17 protein-coding genes are annotated in these 16406 nt (G+C 65.2%); 10 read left to right on the top strand and 7 right to left on the bottom strand.

All coding sequences use genetic code 11. The features are described 5' to 3' along the window. Window positions 1-33: 33 nt before the first annotated feature. Complete coding sequence (gshB, locus tag C1D09_RS09785) at window positions 34-978, bottom strand: glutathione synthase (protein ID WP_143974067.1); 945 nt, start codon at window positions 976-978, stop codon at window positions 34-36. Between the two features lie 223 nt (window positions 979-1201). On the opposite strand from gshB, the gene C1D09_RS09780 reads away from it, so the two are divergent. The 9 genes from C1D09_RS09780 to C1D09_RS09740 all read left to right on the top strand — a co-directional run bounded on the left by C1D09_RS09780 (window position 1202) and on the right by C1D09_RS09740 (window position 11058). Beyond that, window positions 1202-2446 carry a glycosyltransferase family 2 protein gene (locus C1D09_RS09780; RefSeq protein ID WP_143974066.1) on the top strand — a complete coding sequence of 415 codons (1245 nt, stop codon included), beginning with the start codon at window positions 1202-1204 and terminating at the stop codon, window positions 2444-2446. Then, on the top strand, window positions 2443-2850 hold the full coding sequence (locus C1D09_RS09775; protein WP_143974065.1) for a GtrA family protein: 408 nt from the start codon (window positions 2443-2445) through the stop codon (window positions 2848-2850). Before C1D09_RS09780 ends, C1D09_RS09775 begins: the two co-directional genes overlap by 4 nt. A 115-nt stretch (window positions 2851-2965) precedes the next feature. Beyond that, a complete protein-coding gene (locus C1D09_RS09770; RefSeq protein WP_143974064.1) occupies window positions 2966-4783 on the top strand; it encodes a GtrA family protein in 1818 nt (605 codons plus the stop codon). A 210-nt stretch (window positions 4784-4993) separates the two neighbouring features. Beyond that, complete coding sequence (locus C1D09_RS09765; protein WP_143974063.1) at window positions 4994-6343, top strand: putative bifunctional diguanylate cyclase/phosphodiesterase; 1350 nt, start codon at window positions 4994-4996, stop codon at window positions 6341-6343. Between the two features lie 251 nt (window positions 6344-6594). Continuing rightward, on the top strand, window positions 6595-7362 hold the full coding sequence (locus C1D09_RS09760) for an SDR family NAD(P)-dependent oxidoreductase (protein WP_143974062.1): 768 nt from the start codon (window positions 6595-6597) through the stop codon (window positions 7360-7362). Beyond that, window positions 7359-8318, top strand: coding sequence for a 2-dehydro-3-deoxygalactonokinase (locus C1D09_RS09755; RefSeq protein WP_143974061.1), 960 nt, complete (start codon window positions 7359-7361; stop codon window positions 8316-8318). The genes C1D09_RS09760 and C1D09_RS09755 overlap by 4 nt, the downstream gene beginning before the upstream one ends. Beyond that, window positions 8315-8953, top strand: coding sequence for a 2-dehydro-3-deoxy-6-phosphogalactonate aldolase (locus C1D09_RS09750; protein WP_143974060.1), 639 nt, complete (start codon window positions 8315-8317; stop codon window positions 8951-8953). Before C1D09_RS09755 ends, C1D09_RS09750 begins: the two co-directional genes overlap by 4 nt. Continuing rightward, the gene (locus C1D09_RS09745; protein ID WP_425463410.1) at window positions 8953-9825 is read left to right on the top strand and encodes an SMP-30/gluconolactonase/LRE family protein; all 873 of its coding nucleotides are present in this window, start codon (window positions 8953-8955) and stop codon (window positions 9823-9825) included. Before C1D09_RS09750 ends, C1D09_RS09745 begins: the two co-directional genes overlap by 1 nt. Before the next feature lie 159 nt (window positions 9826-9984). Continuing rightward, entirely contained in the window at window positions 9985-11058 is a 1074-nt protein-coding gene (locus tag C1D09_RS09740) for a D-alanine--D-alanine ligase family protein (RefSeq protein WP_143974112.1), read from the top strand. 7 nt (window positions 11059-11065) lie between these two features. On the opposite strand, the gene C1D09_RS09735 is transcribed toward C1D09_RS09740, so the two are convergent. Further along, a complete protein-coding gene (locus C1D09_RS09735) occupies window positions 11066-11602 on the bottom strand; it encodes an autotransporter (protein WP_143974058.1) in 537 nt (178 codons plus the stop codon). Between the two features lie 138 nt (window positions 11603-11740). Here C1D09_RS09735 and C1D09_RS09730 point away from each other — a divergent pair, with 138 nt between their 5' ends. After that, window positions 11741-12427 (top strand): GntR family transcriptional regulator, encoded by a 687-nt coding sequence (locus C1D09_RS09730; protein ID WP_246135694.1) that lies wholly within the window; start codon window positions 11741-11743, stop codon window positions 12425-12427. A 99-nt stretch (window positions 12428-12526) separates the two neighbouring features. Here the strand turns inward: C1D09_RS09730 and C1D09_RS09725 are convergent, their stop codons facing one another. The 5 genes from C1D09_RS09725 to dnaJ all read right to left on the bottom strand — a co-directional run bounded on the left by C1D09_RS09725 (window position 12527) and on the right by dnaJ (window position 16374). Next, window positions 12527-12814: a DUF1330 domain-containing protein gene (locus C1D09_RS09725; RefSeq protein ID WP_143974056.1), complete on the bottom strand. Its 288-nt coding sequence runs from the start codon at window positions 12812-12814 to the stop codon at window positions 12527-12529. A 15-nt stretch (window positions 12815-12829) separates the two neighbouring features. After that, window positions 12830-13543 carry an orotidine-5'-phosphate decarboxylase gene (pyrF, locus tag C1D09_RS09720; protein ID WP_167514555.1) on the bottom strand — a complete coding sequence of 238 codons (714 nt, stop codon included), beginning with the start codon at window positions 13541-13543 and terminating at the stop codon, window positions 12830-12832. A gap of 11 nt (window positions 13544-13554) precedes the next feature. After that, complete coding sequence (locus tag C1D09_RS09715; protein WP_143974055.1) at window positions 13555-14151, bottom strand: NADPH-dependent FMN reductase; 597 nt, start codon at window positions 14149-14151, stop codon at window positions 13555-13557. A gap of 342 nt (window positions 14152-14493) precedes the next feature. Then, complete coding sequence (gene pmtA / locus C1D09_RS09710) at window positions 14494-15099, bottom strand: phospholipid N-methyltransferase PmtA (protein ID WP_143974054.1); 606 nt, start codon at window positions 15097-15099, stop codon at window positions 14494-14496. Window positions 15100-15243: 144 nt separating this feature from the next. After that, window positions 15244-16374, bottom strand: a complete 1131-nt coding sequence (gene dnaJ, locus C1D09_RS09705) for a molecular chaperone DnaJ (protein WP_010912681.1) — start codon at window positions 16372-16374, stop codon at window positions 15244-15246. Window positions 16375-16406 lie beyond the last annotated feature (32 nt).

Genomic DNA, 16406 nt, shown 5'->3' with positions numbered 1-16406 from the left:
AGCGGAACATGGTTAAGACAAAATGAAAACGGCTTACCTGCCCCGCTTCCCCTCGACCGCGTCCCAGAACAGGCTGGCGATGTCGGCGCCGCCAAAGCGCTGCACCTCGCGCACGCCGGTCGGCGAGGTCACGTTGATCTCGGTCATGTAGTCGCCGATGACGTCGATGCCGACCAGGATGAAGCCGCGTTCCCTGAGCGACGGCCCGATGCGGGCGCAGATCTCGCGCTCGCGCTCGGTCAGGTCGGTCTTTTCGGCGCGGCCGCCGACATGCATGTTGGAGCGGGAATCGTGCTCGGCCGGCACGCGGTTGATGGCGCCGACCGGCTCGCCGTCGATCAGGATGATGCGCTTGTCGCCCTTGCGCACATCCTTGAGATAGCGCTGCACGATATAGGGCTCGCGGAACAGCTGGCTGAACATTTCGAGCAGCGAGGCGAGGTTGCGGTCGGCCTCGTGCAGATGGAAGATGCCGGCGCCGCCATTGCCGTAGAGCGGCTTGACGATGATGTCGCCGAATTCCTTGCGGAAGGCAGCTACTTCCAGCGGATCCTTGGTGATCAGCGTGTCCGGCATCAGGTCGGCAAACTCGGTGACGAATATCTTCTCCGGGCTGTTGCGCACCCAGGCCGGGTCGTTGACCACCAGCGTCTTCGGGTGGATGCGCTCGAGGATATGCGTGGTGGTGATGTAGTTCATGTCGAAGGGCGGATCCTGACGCAGCAGGACGACGTCCATCTCGGACAGGTCGGTGCGCACCTTCTCGCCCAGCGAGTAATGGCTGCCCTTCTCGTCGCGCACCTGCATTTCCTCGATGCGGGCGAACACCTTGCCGTCGCGCAGCGACAGCCGGTCGGGCGTGTAGTGGAACAATTGATGGCCGCGCCGCTGCGCTTCCAACGACAGCGCGAACGAGGTGTCGCCGGCGATCGACACGGTGGAGATATGGTCCATCTGGACGGCGATTTTCAGCTTCATGGCGGGTCCCCAGCGCAGTCGACGAGAGCGATATAAGGGTCGCCGCGCCTTCTGCCAATCGCGACGTCTGAAGATCGGCAACAGCAGGACACGATCCTCGCCAGCCCGATCGCGACAAGCCTATGGGCCGTGTCATCGTTTTCTTAAGCCTTGCCGTACAAGAATAGGCCTCGAATACCCCAACGGCAGGCGCCGGCTGGGGGTCCTCGATGGAACAACGACCATGAACGCGCTCACCGCCATCCGCGCCGCCGCGACCAAACAGCTTGAACTCACCATCCTGATGCCGTGCCTCAACGAGGCCGAGACGCTGGCCGTTTGCATCGGCAAGGCCAGGGCCTTCCTCGACAAGGCCGGCATCCTGGGCGAGGTGCTGATCGCAGACAATGGCAGCACCGATGGTTCGCAGGAGATCGCGGCCCAGGGCGGCGCCCGTGTCGTCCCGGTGGCGCAGAAGGGCTATGGCGCGGCCCTTCTGGGCGGCATCGCCGCCGCCAGGGGGCGCTTCATCATCATGGGCGATGCCGACGACAGCTACGATTTCGGCGCGCTGGATGCGTTCATGACGCGCCTGCGCGGCGGCGCCGACCTGGTCATGGGCAATCGCTTCCAGGGCGGCATCGAAACCGGCGCCATGCCGCCGCTGCATCGCTATCTCGGCAATCCGGTGCTGAGCTTCGTCGGCCGCCTGTTTTTCCGCATCAAGACCGGGGACTTCCACTGCGGCCTGCGCGGCTTCAACGCCGAGAGCATCCGTAAGCTCGACCTGCAGACGACGGGCATGGAATTCGCCAGCGAAATGGTTGTGCGCAGCGCGCTTGCCGGGTTGCGCATCGAGGAAGTGCCGACCACGCTGAAGCCCGACGGCCGCAGCCGGCCCCCGCATCTCAGGACCTGGCGCGACGGCTGGCGGCATCTCAAATTCCTGCTCGTCTACAATCCGCGCTGGATGTTCTTCATCCCGGGCGCGGCGCTGTGCGGCCTGGGCATGCTGTTCGCCGCCCTGCTGGTGTTTGGGCCGCTGCGGGTGATCGACAATCTTTCGCTCGACCTCAACACGTTCGTCGCCGCCTGCTTCATGATCATCACCGGCATCCAGCTCATCACCTTCGGCGCCATATCGCGATACTATGCCGAGATCACCGGTATTCTGCCGCGCAGCCGTGGGTCCGACTGGCTGAGAAGGACCATCAGCACCGACCGTCTTGCCGCCAATGCCGGCATCTGCTTTGCCGGCGGCGTGCTGTTCGTCGGCTATGCGGTGCTGCGCTGGGCGCATCTTGGCTTCGGCCCGCTGAACGATTCAGAAATCCCGCGCATCGTCGTGCTGGGCCTGAGCCTGATCGTCATTTCCTTCCAGGCCTTCTTTTCGGCATTCCTGCTCGGCGTCCTGGAGATCCCGGTCAAGCGGCTGAAAGCCGGCCAGCCCGGCGGATCGGGTGAAGCCGCCGCGACGGCCGAAAAATGAGCCGGCTTCTACGAAAATTCGCCGCCGTACGGCTTGTACGATTTGTCGTCGTCGGCATTGGCGCGGCGCTGCTGCTCTTCGTACTGTCATGGGCCTTGGTGTCGGCCGGCTTGCCGCCTTTCGTCGGAAGCGTCATCGCCTACATGCTGGCCTTTGTCGTGGCGTATTCGGCACAGCGTGGCTGGACGTTCGAGGGACGCCACGACCACGCCCATGCGCTGCCACGGTATCTCGCCACCCAGCTGGTCTGCGCGGCGTTTGCAGGCCTGTCCGCCCATGTCGCGGTGTCGATATTTTCTGCCTCGCCGGTGATCATGTCAGCCATTATCACGGTCGCCGCAAGCGCCGCGAGCTATGTGCTCTCATCGCTCTGGGTGTTTCGCGACGACCAGAGAGCCGCGTGAAGGCATTCGACGCGGCGCGACGACGCGATGCGACGAAGTGCAAGGCCGGTTTTAAGATTTGCGCAGTGAGTTCGCGATAACTTCCGGCACGAAAAGAGCGCCCAGAGGCCGTCCCGTGACTCCTGTCGATATTATGATCCCTGTCGAGGCCACGCCACTTCCGTCGCGACGCAACGACCTCGCGCTCGTGCTCGTCGCGACGCTGGTGATGGTTGTCGTCAGCGCTCTCAGCGGATTCCGTGACTTGACCGACGCCGGTGGCGACAATGACAATCTGCTGCGTCTGGTCGAGGTTCGCGACATGCTGGCCGGCCAGGGCTGGTTCGACCTGCATCAGTACCGGATGGGCCTCGAAGGGGGCTTCGTCATGCACTGGTCGCGGCTGGTCGACGCGCCGCTCGCCGTCATCGTTCTCGCAGCCTCGGCGCTGACCGGCAGCGTCGCCATGGCCGAGACCATCGCCGAGGTGCTCTGGCCGGCGCTGCTCTTCTACCTCGCCTTGCTCTTTACCGCCCGCGCTGCGCGCAGTTTCGCCGGTGCCGCCGCCGTGCTGCCGGCCGTGGTCATCGGCGCCGCGGCGCTGCACTTCATCGGCATCTTTTCGCCCGGCTCGCTCGATCATCACAACGTCCAGCTGACGCTGACCATGGCCTGCCTGAGCCTGCTGCTCGATGCACCCGTGCAGCGCTGGGCCGCGCTGCTCGCGGGCTTGTGCGCGGCGCTGATGCTCGCCGTCGGCATGGAAACGGCGCCCTACGTCGGCACCATCGGCGCGTGCATTGCCCTGCTGTTTGTCGCCGACCCCGGCGGTGAGGGGCGGATCGCCAGGGATTTCGGGCTTGGCTTTGCCGGCGTTTCAGCGCTGGTCTTCGTCACCACCATCGCCCCATCCGCGTGGGGCCAGCCGCAATGCGATGCCTTTTCGACAGTGCAGTTCGTGGTGGCCGCTCTCGCCGGATGCGGCCTCGCCGCCTTGGCATCGCTCGATATGGCCAAAGCCACGCTCGGCCGGCGTCTCGTGGCACTCGGCCTGCTTGCCGTAGCGATGGGCGCTGTCGTGGTGTCGCTTTTCCCGCAATGCCTGGCGGCCCCCTATGCGAACCTCGATCCGCGCCTCAGGGAATTGTGGCTCGACAACATCGAAGAGGCGCAGTCGCTGTACAAGCTCGTCATCTACAATCGGGTCGCGGTGGTGGAGCGTTTTGCCACGCCACTGCTGGCGATCATGCTGATGGCGCTTGGGCTCGGCCGCGGCGGCTCGCGGCGGCAGGACAGCCTCGTTGGCGCGCTGCTGGTGGTGGCGTTCCTGGTCAGCGCCTGGCAAGTGCGCGGCTCGACCTTCTCCATTGCCTTGGCCGTCATCCCGCTTTGTGCCTGGATCGCCAAATGGCGGCTGCGGGCCGAAGCCAGCCCGTCGCGCGGCCCCGCGCTCAAGCTGGCCGCGGCCTGGCTGGTCTCGGTCAACGCACTCTGGGCCTGTGCAGCCGTGGCTGCATCAACCGCCTTCGGAACCGCTGCGGCCGTCGATGGCGCCAGTGTCAATGGGAACTGCCAGGGCAAGACCTCGTTCGTAGCGCTCAGCCAGCTGCCGGACACCACCGTGCTCGCCATTTCCAATCTTGGCTCGCCCATCCTGGCCTATTCCGGACATCGCGTGTTCGCCGGGCCGTATCATCGCAACGTCGCCGGAAACCTGCTTGCACTCGATACGTTCCTCGGATCGGACGCCGACGCCAGGTCGGTGGTCGAAAGCCACCATGTCGGGCTTGTCGCGCTCTGCCGCGGCAACCCGGAAACCCGCCTGCTCGTCGGCAGGGCGCCGAACGGCTTTCTGGCCGGGCTGACCCGCGGCAACGTGCCGGACTGGCTGGAGCCGGTGGCGGGGACAGTCGGGGCCGAGCTCGAGCTCTATCGCGTCAAGCTCGGAGGCTGAAAATCAGCGCGAAAACAAAGGTTTGAGGCTCGGTTTAGCCGGCTTTCGCCGGGCATCCGGCCCTTTGCCGTGGCAAGATCGCCGGGAAAACCGGACGCCGCTTCTCCGGATCATGTCCGGCGCGGAAAAAATCGATTTTCGAGATACGTTTCCTAAAGGGTTTGCTGCCAGTCTCCGACATAAATTCCGACGTCAAAAACAGGGACACCGATGCAAACTCCGTTTGGCACCGGTCAGGCAAACAGGGAGAGCACGGATCTGGCCTTCACCGATCCGTTGACCGGGCTTGGCAACCATCGCCGCTTCTTCGACAAGGCCGATCGCCTGATCAGCGACCGTGCCGATGATCCCGCGCCTTTCACCGTCGGCATTCTCGACCTCGACGGCTTCAAGCCGATCAACGATCTGTTCGGCCACAAGGCCGGCGACGATATCCTGATCCAGGTCGCGATGCGGCTACGCGCCTCGATGGACGGCCATTCGACGGTCTGTCGCATCGGCGCCGACGAATTCGCCTTCCTCTATCCGCTGGTGTTCTCCGAGGAAGCGGCGGCGGAAAAGTCCCGCATGCTGATCGAGATCCTGTCGGCGCCCTACGATGTCGGCGAACGCACCGCCAGGCTGTCGGCCTCGGTCGGCTGCTCGCTGTTCTATTCCGGCGACGAGACCACCGAGATCCTCATCAACAAGGCCGAGACGGCGCTCTACCACGCCAAGCGCTCCGGCCGTGGCCGCGTCGTCGTCTACACCCGTGAGATGGAAGAGGCGGCCAAGCGCGTCACCCGCATCGAACAGGCGCTGCGCCGCGCCGTCTCGGCCGGCGAGGTGGAGCCGCATTTCCAGCCGATCGTCGACCTCACGACGCGCCGAACCATCGGCTTCGAGACGCTGGCGCGCTGGACCGATCGTGACCTCGGTGCCGTGCCGCCGACGGTCTTCATCCCCATCGCCGAGGAACGCGGCATCATCGGTCCGCTGTCGCAGCTCGTGCTGCGCAAGGCGACCGAGGCGGCCAGGAACTGGCCGAGCGACCTGTTCCTCTCCTTCAACCTGTCGCCCTCGCAGCTGGTCGACCAGAACACCGGCCTGCACATATTGGCGATCCTCGACCGCACCGGCTTCGATCCGCGCCGCCTCGAGATCGAGATCACCGAGACCGGCCTGATGAACGACCCGGCCTCGGCGGCGCAGATCGTCGAGGATTTGCGGCGCGTCGGCATCCGCGTTTCGCTCGACGATTTCGGCACCGGCCAGTCCTCGCTCGGCCGCCTGCGCGAATTCCATTTCGACAAGCTCAAGATCGATCGCGCCTTCGTCTCCTCCATTCTCGACGACCGCCCGTCCGAACACATCATCCGCGCCATTCTCGCCATGTGCGAAGGGCTTGGCATGGATGTGGTCGCCGAAGGCATAGAAGAGGAAGCGCAGGCCGATCGCCTGGTCCAGTTCGGCTGCGCCGGCGGGCAGGGCTATCTGTTCGGCAGGCCGGCCGATGCCGACGCCACGCTCGGCTATCTCCGCGATTCCTTCCGTGGCGCCCTGCGCGCCAAGGCGATCTGACCGGCGATCCCTGGGCTGTGCGCTATCGCGACAATGCGCCGAGTGCGCATTGTCGTTTTGTCTGACATAAGCCTGCAAATCCGACGTTTCACCCTTGCCCGCGCGACTTGCGTGGCTAGGATGCGCGCCGTTCACGCGTACAGCGCGCGCGCCTGTGGACGCGCAAAGCCGCTGTCGCAACTTATGTTTGCGCCTGATCCCTGTCCGAAAATCGAATCCGATTTCGGGGTCATGCGCCGGGAGAGAAGAATATGATGCCATCGGCGGATTTTGCCGACCTCAAGGGCGCCTCGGTGTTGATCACCGGCGGCGGTTCCGGGATCGGCGCGGCGCTGACCGAGGGTTTCGTGCGCCAGGGCGCCAATGTCGCCTTCATCGACATTGCAGAGGGGCCGAGCACGCTGCTTGCCGACCGCATCGAGAAGGAATTCGGCCGCCGGCCGCTCTATCTCAAGACCGACCTACGCGACATCGCGGCGCTGCGCGCCTCGGCGGCCAAGGCAGCGGAGGCGCATGGCGATGTCACCGTGCTGATCAACAATGCCGCCTGGGACGAGCGCCACGCCGTCGAGGACGTGACGGTGGAGTTCTGGGACAACAACCAGGCGATCAACCTCAGACCACATTTCTTCACCGCGCAGGCGGTGGCGCCGGGAATGAAGCGGGCCGGCGGCGGCTCCATCATCAACTTCACCTCGACATCCTACCTCATCAACCATCCCGACATGCCGGCCTATACCGCCGCCAAGGCGGGCATACTCGGCCTCACCAAAGGGCTGGCCGGCAAGCTCGGGCCCGACCGCATCCGCGTCAACGCCGTCGCGCCCGGCTGGGTGATCACCGAACGCCAGCAGGAACGCTGGGTGACCGAAGGGGCACTTGCAGCCCATGTCGCCAAGCAATGCATCAAGGAGGTCATGCGCCCGGACGACATGGTCGGAACGGTGCTGTTCCTGGCCTCGGACGCCTCGCGCATGCTGACCGCGCAGATGCTGATCGTCGACGGAGGTTTTCTGTGAGCCCGGAATTTGCCGGCGATGCGCCGGCGGTAGCCGCGCTCGACTGGGGCACGACGCGGCTGCGCGCATGGCTGATCGACGGCGGCGGCAAGGTGCTTGCCGAGCGCCGCGGCGATGATGGCCTGATCACCGCGCGCGAGAAGGGGTTCTCCAACGTGCTGGAAGGCCACCTGGCCGCGATCGGCGCGCCGGAAACACTGCCCGTCATTATCTGCGGCATGGCCGGCTCTCGTCAGGGCTGGATCGAGGCGCCCTATGTGAGCGTGCCGGCGCCCATCGGCGCCATCCTCGGTGGCGCTGCCCGCGTGGCTGATCGAAAACGCGACATCCGCATCGTGCCGGGCCTCGCCCAGCGCCTGGCCGATGCGCCCGATGTCATGCGCGGTGAGGAAACACAATTGGCTGGCGCCGGTTTGCCGGCAAGGGGGCGGCATCTTGCCTGCATGCCCGGCACCCATTCGAAATGGGTGCTGGTCGAGGACGGCGCGGTTGCCGGCTTCGGCACCTGGCCGACCGGCGAATTGTTCTCGGTGCTGGCCGCGCATTCCATCCTCAAGCATTCGCTGGGCGAGCATCCGGCTCCCGTCGCTGCGGACAATCCGTTCTTCCGGCAGTGGTGCGGACGCGCGCTCGGCGAGGGCGGCGACGTCACCTCGAAGCTGTTTGCCATCCGCGCCGCCGGGCTCCTGCAGGACCTGAAGGCGGAAGATGCGGCGGCCTGTCTGTCCGGCCTTCTGATCGGCGGCGAGATCGCCTCGGCCAAGCGCCGCTATGGCGCGGGCGATGCGCCGGTCGTGCTGATTGCCTCGGGCGCCCTCGCTGTGCTCTACCAGGCTGCACTCGGCCTTGCAGGGCTTGCCGTCCGCACCGTCGACGCGGATGAAGCGGTGCGCGCCGGCCTCATCGAAGCCGCGCGCGAAAACGGCATGATCGCCAGAACCGGAGCCTTGGCATGACCGAGACCGCAGCCTTTCCAAAACTCAAGCGCGGGCTGGTCGCCATCCTGCGTGGCCTGAAACCCGCCGAGGCGATAGCCATGGGGCAGGCGCTGTTCGACGCCGGCATCGAGGCCATCGAAGTGCCCCTCAACTCGCCCCAGCCATTCTCGTCGATCGCCAGGATTGTCCAGGTGCTGCCGAAAACAGCCTTGATCGGCGCCGGCACGGTGCTGACGGCGACCGATGTCGACGGCTTGCACCAGGCCGGTGGGCGGCTGCTGGTCAGCCCCAACATCGATGCCGATGTGATGGCGCGCGCCATGCACTACGGCATGGTGACCATGCCCGGCGTGTTCACACCGACGGAAGCTTTTCAGGCGATCCGGCTGGGCGCTTCGGCCCTGAAATTCTTTCCGGCGAGCGCGCTCGGCGCATCGGGCATTTCCGCCATTCGGGCGGTGCTGCCGGCGCGGACCCTGGTCGGCGCCGTCGGCGGCGTTTCGGAGAAGGACTTTGCCGGCTACAAGGCGGTGGGCGTCACGGTCTTCGGCCTGGGCTCCAGCCTGTTCAAACCGGGCATGAGCGTCGACGACGTCGCGGCTCGTGCGCACGCCGCCGTTGCGGCCTGGGATGCGGTGTTCGGAGACGCATGATGAGCGCGGTTTCGATTTTTTCCGATCACATCTGCCAGCTCGGCGAAGGGCCGAGCTACGATCCCGCTGCCGATGCGCTGTTCTGGTTCGACATCGTCAACGGCCAGCTTCTGGAAAAGCCGCTCACGGGCGTGCTGAAGATCCATGAGCTTGGCCTGATGGCCAGCGCCATCGCCATTATCGACGACCAACGTCAGCTGATCGCCACCGAGACCGGGCTCTTTGTCCGCGATGTCGCGACCGGCACGATGGCGCTGCACACGCCCATCGAAGCCGACAACCCGCTCACCCGCTCCAACGATTCCCGCGTCCATCCCTGCGGGGCCTTTTGGGTTGGCACGATGGCCAAGGACGAGAGCAAGGGCGCGGGCTCGATCTACTGGTTCTTCAAGGGCGAACTGCGCCGCCTGTTTTCGGACATCACCGTGTCGAACTCGATCTGCTTTTCCAAGGACGGGACGATCGCCTACTACACCGACACCGCGACCGGTCTGTTGATGCGCGTCGCCTGCGATCCGGTCACAGGCCTGCCGGTTGGCGAGTCGAAAGTGTTCGTCGACCATCGCTCGTCGAAGGGCTATGTCGACGGCTCCGTCGTCGACCGCGATGGCGTGCTGTGGAATGCCGTCTGGGGCGGCAAGGCGGTTAAGGCCTATTCGCCCGATGGCGCATTGCTGCGCGAAATTCCCATGCCGGCGACGCAGGCCTCCTGCCCGGCCTTTGTCGGGTCCAAGGCCGACCGGCTGGCGGTGACCTCGGCCTGGAAGGGCAAGGACGACAAGCAGCGCAAGCTCGACCCGCAGGCGGGCATGACCTTCCTCATCGACATCCCCGTCAACGGCCGGTTCGAACCGCGCGTGCTGATCGCCTGAACTCCCGCGGCAGCTGATTGTTTTCGCCGGGCGTTGTCACGCAACCGCCCGGCACGGTCGGTTTCGCGAAAGCCGACGGCCGGCGCCGTGTGGTGGTAATGCATGTCGTTTCGACGCGACGCGCTCCAAGCCATCGCACCGCTGGAATCCCGCACCATCATGTCAAAGCACAATCCGAAGCTGATCCTTGTCTACGAGCCCGAAAAGGCCTGCTTCGACCGGCTGGTCGCCGACGGCTTCGCATTGCAGCGCGCCACCGAAATCTCATCCTACCTCGCGCAGTCGACGGACATCGCCCCCGAATTCGCGGCACTCGCCGCCGCCTGCCAGGCGCGGGGTCTCGCCTTCGCGCCGGTGGCGCTCGACGATGCCGCCGAGGCGCTGGAGGGTGCGGATGCGGAGAGCACGCTGGTCTGGACGCTGTCCGACGGCGTCGCGTATTTCCGTGGCGGCGCGGCGCCGGTGCTGGCCCGGCTCAAGGGGTTGCGGACGATCGGAGCCGATGATTCCCTGTTCGCGCTCTGCCAGGACAAGTTCCGCTCCGGCGCCGTGCTTGGCGCGCTCGGCCTGCCGGCGCCGCAGGCTGGCCTCGCCCGCGACGGCAAATGGCTGGTCGAGCCGCCCGCCTCCGCCGGTGGCTGGTTCGTCAAGCCCAACCGGCTTGGCGCCAAGATCGGCATCTGGCCGGATTCCCGGTGCCATGAGCTGGCCCATGCGCTCGAGCTTAGCCGGCGCGTCTTCGCCGCCTATCGCGACGATGTCGTCGTCCAGCCCTATGTCGCCGGCCGCAATGTGCGCGCCAGCTTTCTCGCGCTGACGCCGCGAACCGGTGTCGAGGCGCTCGGCACCGTCTTTGTCGATTCCGGCGCGGATTTCCAGACCATGGCGGACAGTATGGCGCTCTACGGCGAAACCGGCGAGGCGGCTAAGGCGGCAGGAGTTTATGCCGAACCGGGGCTCGTCGCGGTCGCCGATGTCCAGCCGGTCGCAGACGCCAGGATCAGGGCAATCGCCGGGCAGCTGATCGCCGGGCTCGGCCTGCGCGACGTGTTTTCCATCGACCTGCGCGTCGAGGCTGACGACACGGTTCACCTGATCGAATTCGAGGTCTGCCCGGGCCTGCCTTGCTTCGATTTCCGCGCCTACTGTCGCCGGCAATGGGGCCTGGAGCTTGCCGACGCCATGGCGGAGACGGCGTCGAGCCGATTTGTCGGCCGGCGCCTCGGCGGCTAGGCTCGGCCTATATCGGCCATGCGCCGGCCATGTACCTGGCGTTGTCGAACGGTTCCGGCCGGCTGTCGGCCAGGCTCCACAATTGGCGGTCGGTGCCTGGCAGATCGCCGAGATAGACGTGCAGGGCGCCAGAGCGGGTACTGCCGGTATTGGCGACCGAGTGAATGGTGCTGGAAGACATGTGCACCAGCGCGGGCGCTGAAAGATCCTGCCGCTCCGGCTCGTCGACCTTTTGGCCGGCGAGTGGGTAGATGAAATTGGTCTCGCCGCCCCAATAGATGCCGACCAGGGCGTCCATCAGATGGTTGTGCGGCGGATACTGCACCCCGGGCGAGAGCGTGATGTGGTAAATCGTCAGCTGCGGGCTGGCATGCAGCAAAACCTCGTCGTCCTCCTCCTCGTGAACCAGTCCGCCGAGCGCATGGAAGCGGTGGGTATAGCCGTTCAGCACGGCCTTGACGTCCTCGAAAGGATTGGCGCCAGCCGCCGCGTTGACGATATCCCTGATCGCGGGGTAGAGAGGGGAGTCGGCGGATAGAGGCATGCCACAGCTCCTGACTGAGATGCTCAGTTAGCATAGCTAAGATGGCCAATGTCAAGGCCGATGCGAAGCGGGAGAAGCATGGAGCCGACAAAAGCCACGCCATCGAAATCGGCCGCGTCCCCGGGTGGGACGCCGGCGTTGTCAACGGCGGATGTGCTGCGCAGCGAACAGGCCTACGAACAGCTGAAGAGCGATATCGTCGCTTGCGTCCTGTTGCCCGGTGAAGCCCTGACCGAAAAGCAGATCGAGGCGCGCTACGGCATCAAGAAGGCGACGATCCGCTCCGCGCTTGCCAGGCTCATGCAGGAGGGCCTGGTCAGGAGCGAGCCGCGTCGCGGCTATGTCATCACCACGCTAACCCTACGCGACGTCAACGAGATCTTCGACGTGCGCGGCCTTGTCGAGCCGGAAGTGTTCCGGGTTGCCACCACGGGCATCACGGAGCGCGGGCTGGACGAGATCAGGCTGGCCGCCAGAAAGGTGCTGAAGCCGGAGACGCTGCGCAGCCCTGTTGCATTCCTTGCGGCCGATCGTGCCTTCCGCTTGGCGATCGCCGAGCTTTCCGAGAACTTGCGGCTGGCGCAGCTGCTCAGCCAGATCCTCGACCAGTCGGAACGGGCGCTCCATCTCGGCTTCAAGTCGCGCGATTTCATGCCGCTGATCATCGAACAGCAGAAGCAATTGCTGCAGGCCTGCGAAAAGAGCGACGTTCCCGGCATCGTGAAACGTGCCCGCTCGCAGTGCGTTGCCCTCAAGCACCAGCTGGTCGGGGCGCTGCTTGGCGGGGCCAAGCTGCGGGATGTGAATCTTCAGGACTTTGTCTGAAGCAATTCCAGGAAAGGCGTGTAGCGGTTTTCCCGGAAAAGCGCATGGCGCTTTCCCTTGGGGGTTGCGTCACACCAAAACGACCCTTGTCGAGCCGCTTCAGGCCCCTTCGACCAGCACGATCTCGCCGTCGGCGACCTTCTGGCGGATGGCGACCGCGCGCTGATATTCCGGCGAGTGGTAGCAGTCATGCGCGATCGCCAGCGATTCGAATTCGATGACCACGTTGCGAGCGCGGCCGGGGCCCTCGGCCAGCTCATGGGCTCCGCCGCGCGCCAGGAATTTCGCGCCAAAACGGTCGAAGGCGAGCTTCGAAGCGGCGATATACTCCTTGTAGCCTTCGCTATCGCGCACGTCGACGCGGGCGATCCAGTATCCCTTCGGCATTCTTCTCTCCCTTATCTATGCAGAGCGCATTTCGTCGAGGATCGCCTGCGCTGCCGCGCGGCGGTCGTTTGCCGCGACGATCGGGCGGGCGACGACGAGGTGGCTGGCGCCGTTGCGGATCGCTTGCGCCGGCGTCACCACGCGTTTCTGGTCGCCATGATCGCTGCCGGCCGGCCGGATGCCGGGCGTCACCACCGCCATGTCGGGCCCAACGATGCGGCGCACCGCTTCGGCTTCCGCGGCCGAGCAGACGATGCCGCCCATGCCGGCATGCAGCGCCTGCTCCGAGCGCCTCAGCACCAGCGTGTGCGGGTCGTATTCGTAGCCGACATCGATCATGTCCTGCTCGTCCATCGAGGTCAGCACGCTGACGGCGAGCAGGCAAAGGTCGCTGCCGCTGGCCGCGTCCACCGCCGCACGCATCGCCTTGGGATAGGCGTGGATGGTCAGCATGGTCATGCCCATCTTGACGATGTTCTCCACTCCCTTTGCCACCGTGTGGTCGATGTCGAGCAGCTTCATGTCGAGGAAGATCTTTGTCCCGCCGCTGGCCAGTTCCCTGGCGAAGTCGAGCCCGCCGGCGAAGGCAAGCTGATAGCCGATCTTGTAGAAGGAGACGACGCCGTCGAGGTCGCGCACCGCCTGCTCGGCCTCCCGCACGGTCGGCACGTCGAGGCCGACGATCAGTCTTTCCTGGATGGACTGGGCCCGGATGGATCTGCCCTGCATGGTCGCGGCGGTCACGTCTCGATCCGGGTCGACAGCATGCGCGAGGTTTCGATCAGCGTGCGGCATAAATGCTCCATCGATTGGTACAGTCTTTGGTCACGGAAATTGCCGCCTTCGTCGAAGGCGTCGCCGCCGTCCGGCACCGAGCATTCCGGTGTCACCACCTCCATCCGGCAGCGTACCAGCACGGCGCGCAGATGGTTGATGCAGCGTATGCCGGCAAAATGGCCGTTGGAGGACGAGCACAGCCCGGCGACCTTGCCGGCAAGCGGCCTGACCGATCGGCCGCCGTCGCGGCGCACCCGGCTCACCCAGTCGATCGCGTTCTTGAGCAGTGGCGGGATCGAGCCGTTGTATTCGGGCGTGGCGATCAGCAGTCCGTCATGGGCCGATATCAGACGGCCGAGTTTGACGGCGTTTTCCGGAACACCCTTTTCCTTCTCCAGATCCTCGTCGAGGATCGGCAGGGGATAATCGGCGAGCGAAATGCGGGTCACCTCGGCGCCTTGCACCGCGAGTTGCTTCTGCGCCACATCGGCGGTCCTGCCGCTATAGGCGCCACTGCGCACCGAGCCGGCGAAGACGAGGATTTTCGGGATCACTGCCATTGGCCACCCTTGTTCCCGGACAGGTACAGCCAGAGGCCATCCAAATCAACGCGCCGGAGCCACAAAACGTTCGGCATTTGCTGAAGTCTCCCGCCTGGTCATACCTGGGCGGGGCAGGTGCGAAGTTCCGTCGCGGAGACCCCGGATCCAATCGGTGACCTTGCCACGGAATGCGGCGGAGCGGAATTCCGCACCGTCGGCGCTTCTGCCCACCGGCATGGATCCTCCGGTCCGCGCCGCGTCGCGCCGCTCCGCCCGCGGAGGACTAAGTTATTGATGTTTCAGGCAATCGCCAAGCAATGCAGCCAGCGCCAGGCACCGCGAATGGCGCAGTGTAAGGAACTAGTGCGCGTCGCGGCGGTAAATCCACAGCTGCGTCGGCGGGATGTTGCGGAAGATGAAATCGAAGTGCTTGACCGTATAGTCGCCGCGGCCGGCCGGGATCGGCGACATCGGGCCGTAGGTCAGCTGCACGATCGGACGGCCCGCCGGGATGCGGTCGAGCAGGCTCTCTATATAGGCGATGCGCTGGGCGACCGGGAAGTTGAGCAGCGGCACGCCGGACACCACGGAATCGAAGATCATCCCGCTCTTCTCGCCAAGCGTGGCGTTGAGGTTGAAGGCGTCGCCCTCGATGACGTTGACGCCGGGATAGAGCTGGCGCAGATGGCGCACGAAATCGGTGTTGTATTCGACGGCATAGAGGTTCTCGGGCCGCACGCCCTGGGCGAGGATGGCGCGGGTGATGACCCCGGTGCCGGGACCGACCTCAAGCACCGGCAGGCCGGACCTCGGGTTGACGATCGAGGCCATCTTGCGCGCGGTGATCGAACTGGTCGGCACGATCGACCCGACCGTCTTCGGCTTGTCGATCCAGCCCTTGAAGAATTTGAGTTCGTCGTCGAACTTCTCGGCAAGCGCCCTGCGCAGTCCGTGACCACGTGTCATGCAAGCTCTCCTCAAGGCTCCCCGCAACGCTACTTAACACCTGGTTGACGCAAGGCAAGGCGTTGCGAGACGCATGTCGTGGATAAGATAGATTTCGTCGCGTCTCAAGACACGGCGCGTTTCATCGCGCGCCGTACGTGTCGGTCAGCGCTCGCCGAAAGACTCGAAGAAATCCTTCATGCGGGCGAAAAACCCGCTCGATTGGGGCGAATTGTCCTGCGAGGACAGCTGTTCGAATTCCTCCAGCAACTCGCGCTGGCGGCGCGACAGGTTCTGCGGCGTTTCGACAGCGGTCTGGATGTAGAGGTCGCCGACATTGGGCTGGCGCAGCACCGGCATGCCTTTGCCCTTGAGGCGGAACTGGCGGCCGTTCTGTGTGCCTTCGGGCACTTTCACCTTGGTCTGGGTGCCGTCCAGCGTCGTCACCTCGAACGAGCCGCCAAGGGCGGCCGTCGTCATCGAGATCGGCACCTTGCAATAGAGATCGGCGCCGTCGCGCTGGAAGAATTCATGCGGCTTCACCGCCAGGAAGATATAGAGATCGCCTGAAGGCCCGCCGCGCAGGCCGGCCTCGCCCTCATTGGCAAGGCGGATGCGCGTGCCGTCCTCGATGCCTGCCGGAATGTTGACCGACAGCGAACGCTCCTCGGTGACGCGGCCCTGGCCGGCGCATTTCGGGCACGGATCCTTGATCGTCTGGCCGCGGCCCTGGCATTGCGGGCAGGTGCGCTCGATCGAGAAGAAGCCTTGCGTCGCCCGCACCTTGCCATGGCCGTGGCACATCGAGCAGGTCACCGGCTGAGTGCCGGGCTTGGCGCCGCTGCCGGAGCATTCCGTGCACGAGATCGAGGCCGGAACGCGGATCTGCGCGGTCTTTCCCGCGAAAGCCTCTTCCAGCGAGATTTCCATGTTGTAGCGCAGGTCGGCGCCGCGCTCGCGGCCGCCCGACGAGCGGCGCTGGCGCCCACCCATCATGTCGCCGAAAATATCCTCGAAGATGTCGGCGAAACCGCCCGCGCCAAAGCCTTGCGCGCCGCCATTCATGCCGCCCTGCTCGAAGGCGGCGTGGCCGAAACGGTCATAGGCCGCGCGTTTCTGCGGATCCTTCAGCGTCTCGTAGGCTTCGTTGATTTCCTTGAACTTGTGCTCGCAGGAATGATCGCCGGGGTTGCGGTCAGGATGGAACTGCATGGCGAGCTTGCGGAAAGCGCTCTTTAGCTCCTTCTCGTCGGCGCCCTTTTGTACGCCTAGCGTTTCGTAGAAATCAGCTTTCATTTTTTCCCGCTGTCCGGATGCTCAACGTCTTG

Origin of the sequence: Mesorhizobium intechi, from assembly GCF_002879535.1 — a bacterium.
Classification (GTDB): Bacteria; Pseudomonadota; Alphaproteobacteria; order Rhizobiales; family Rhizobiaceae; genus Mesorhizobium; species Mesorhizobium intechi.
This window is presented reverse-complemented; position numbering and strand designations above follow the sequence as displayed.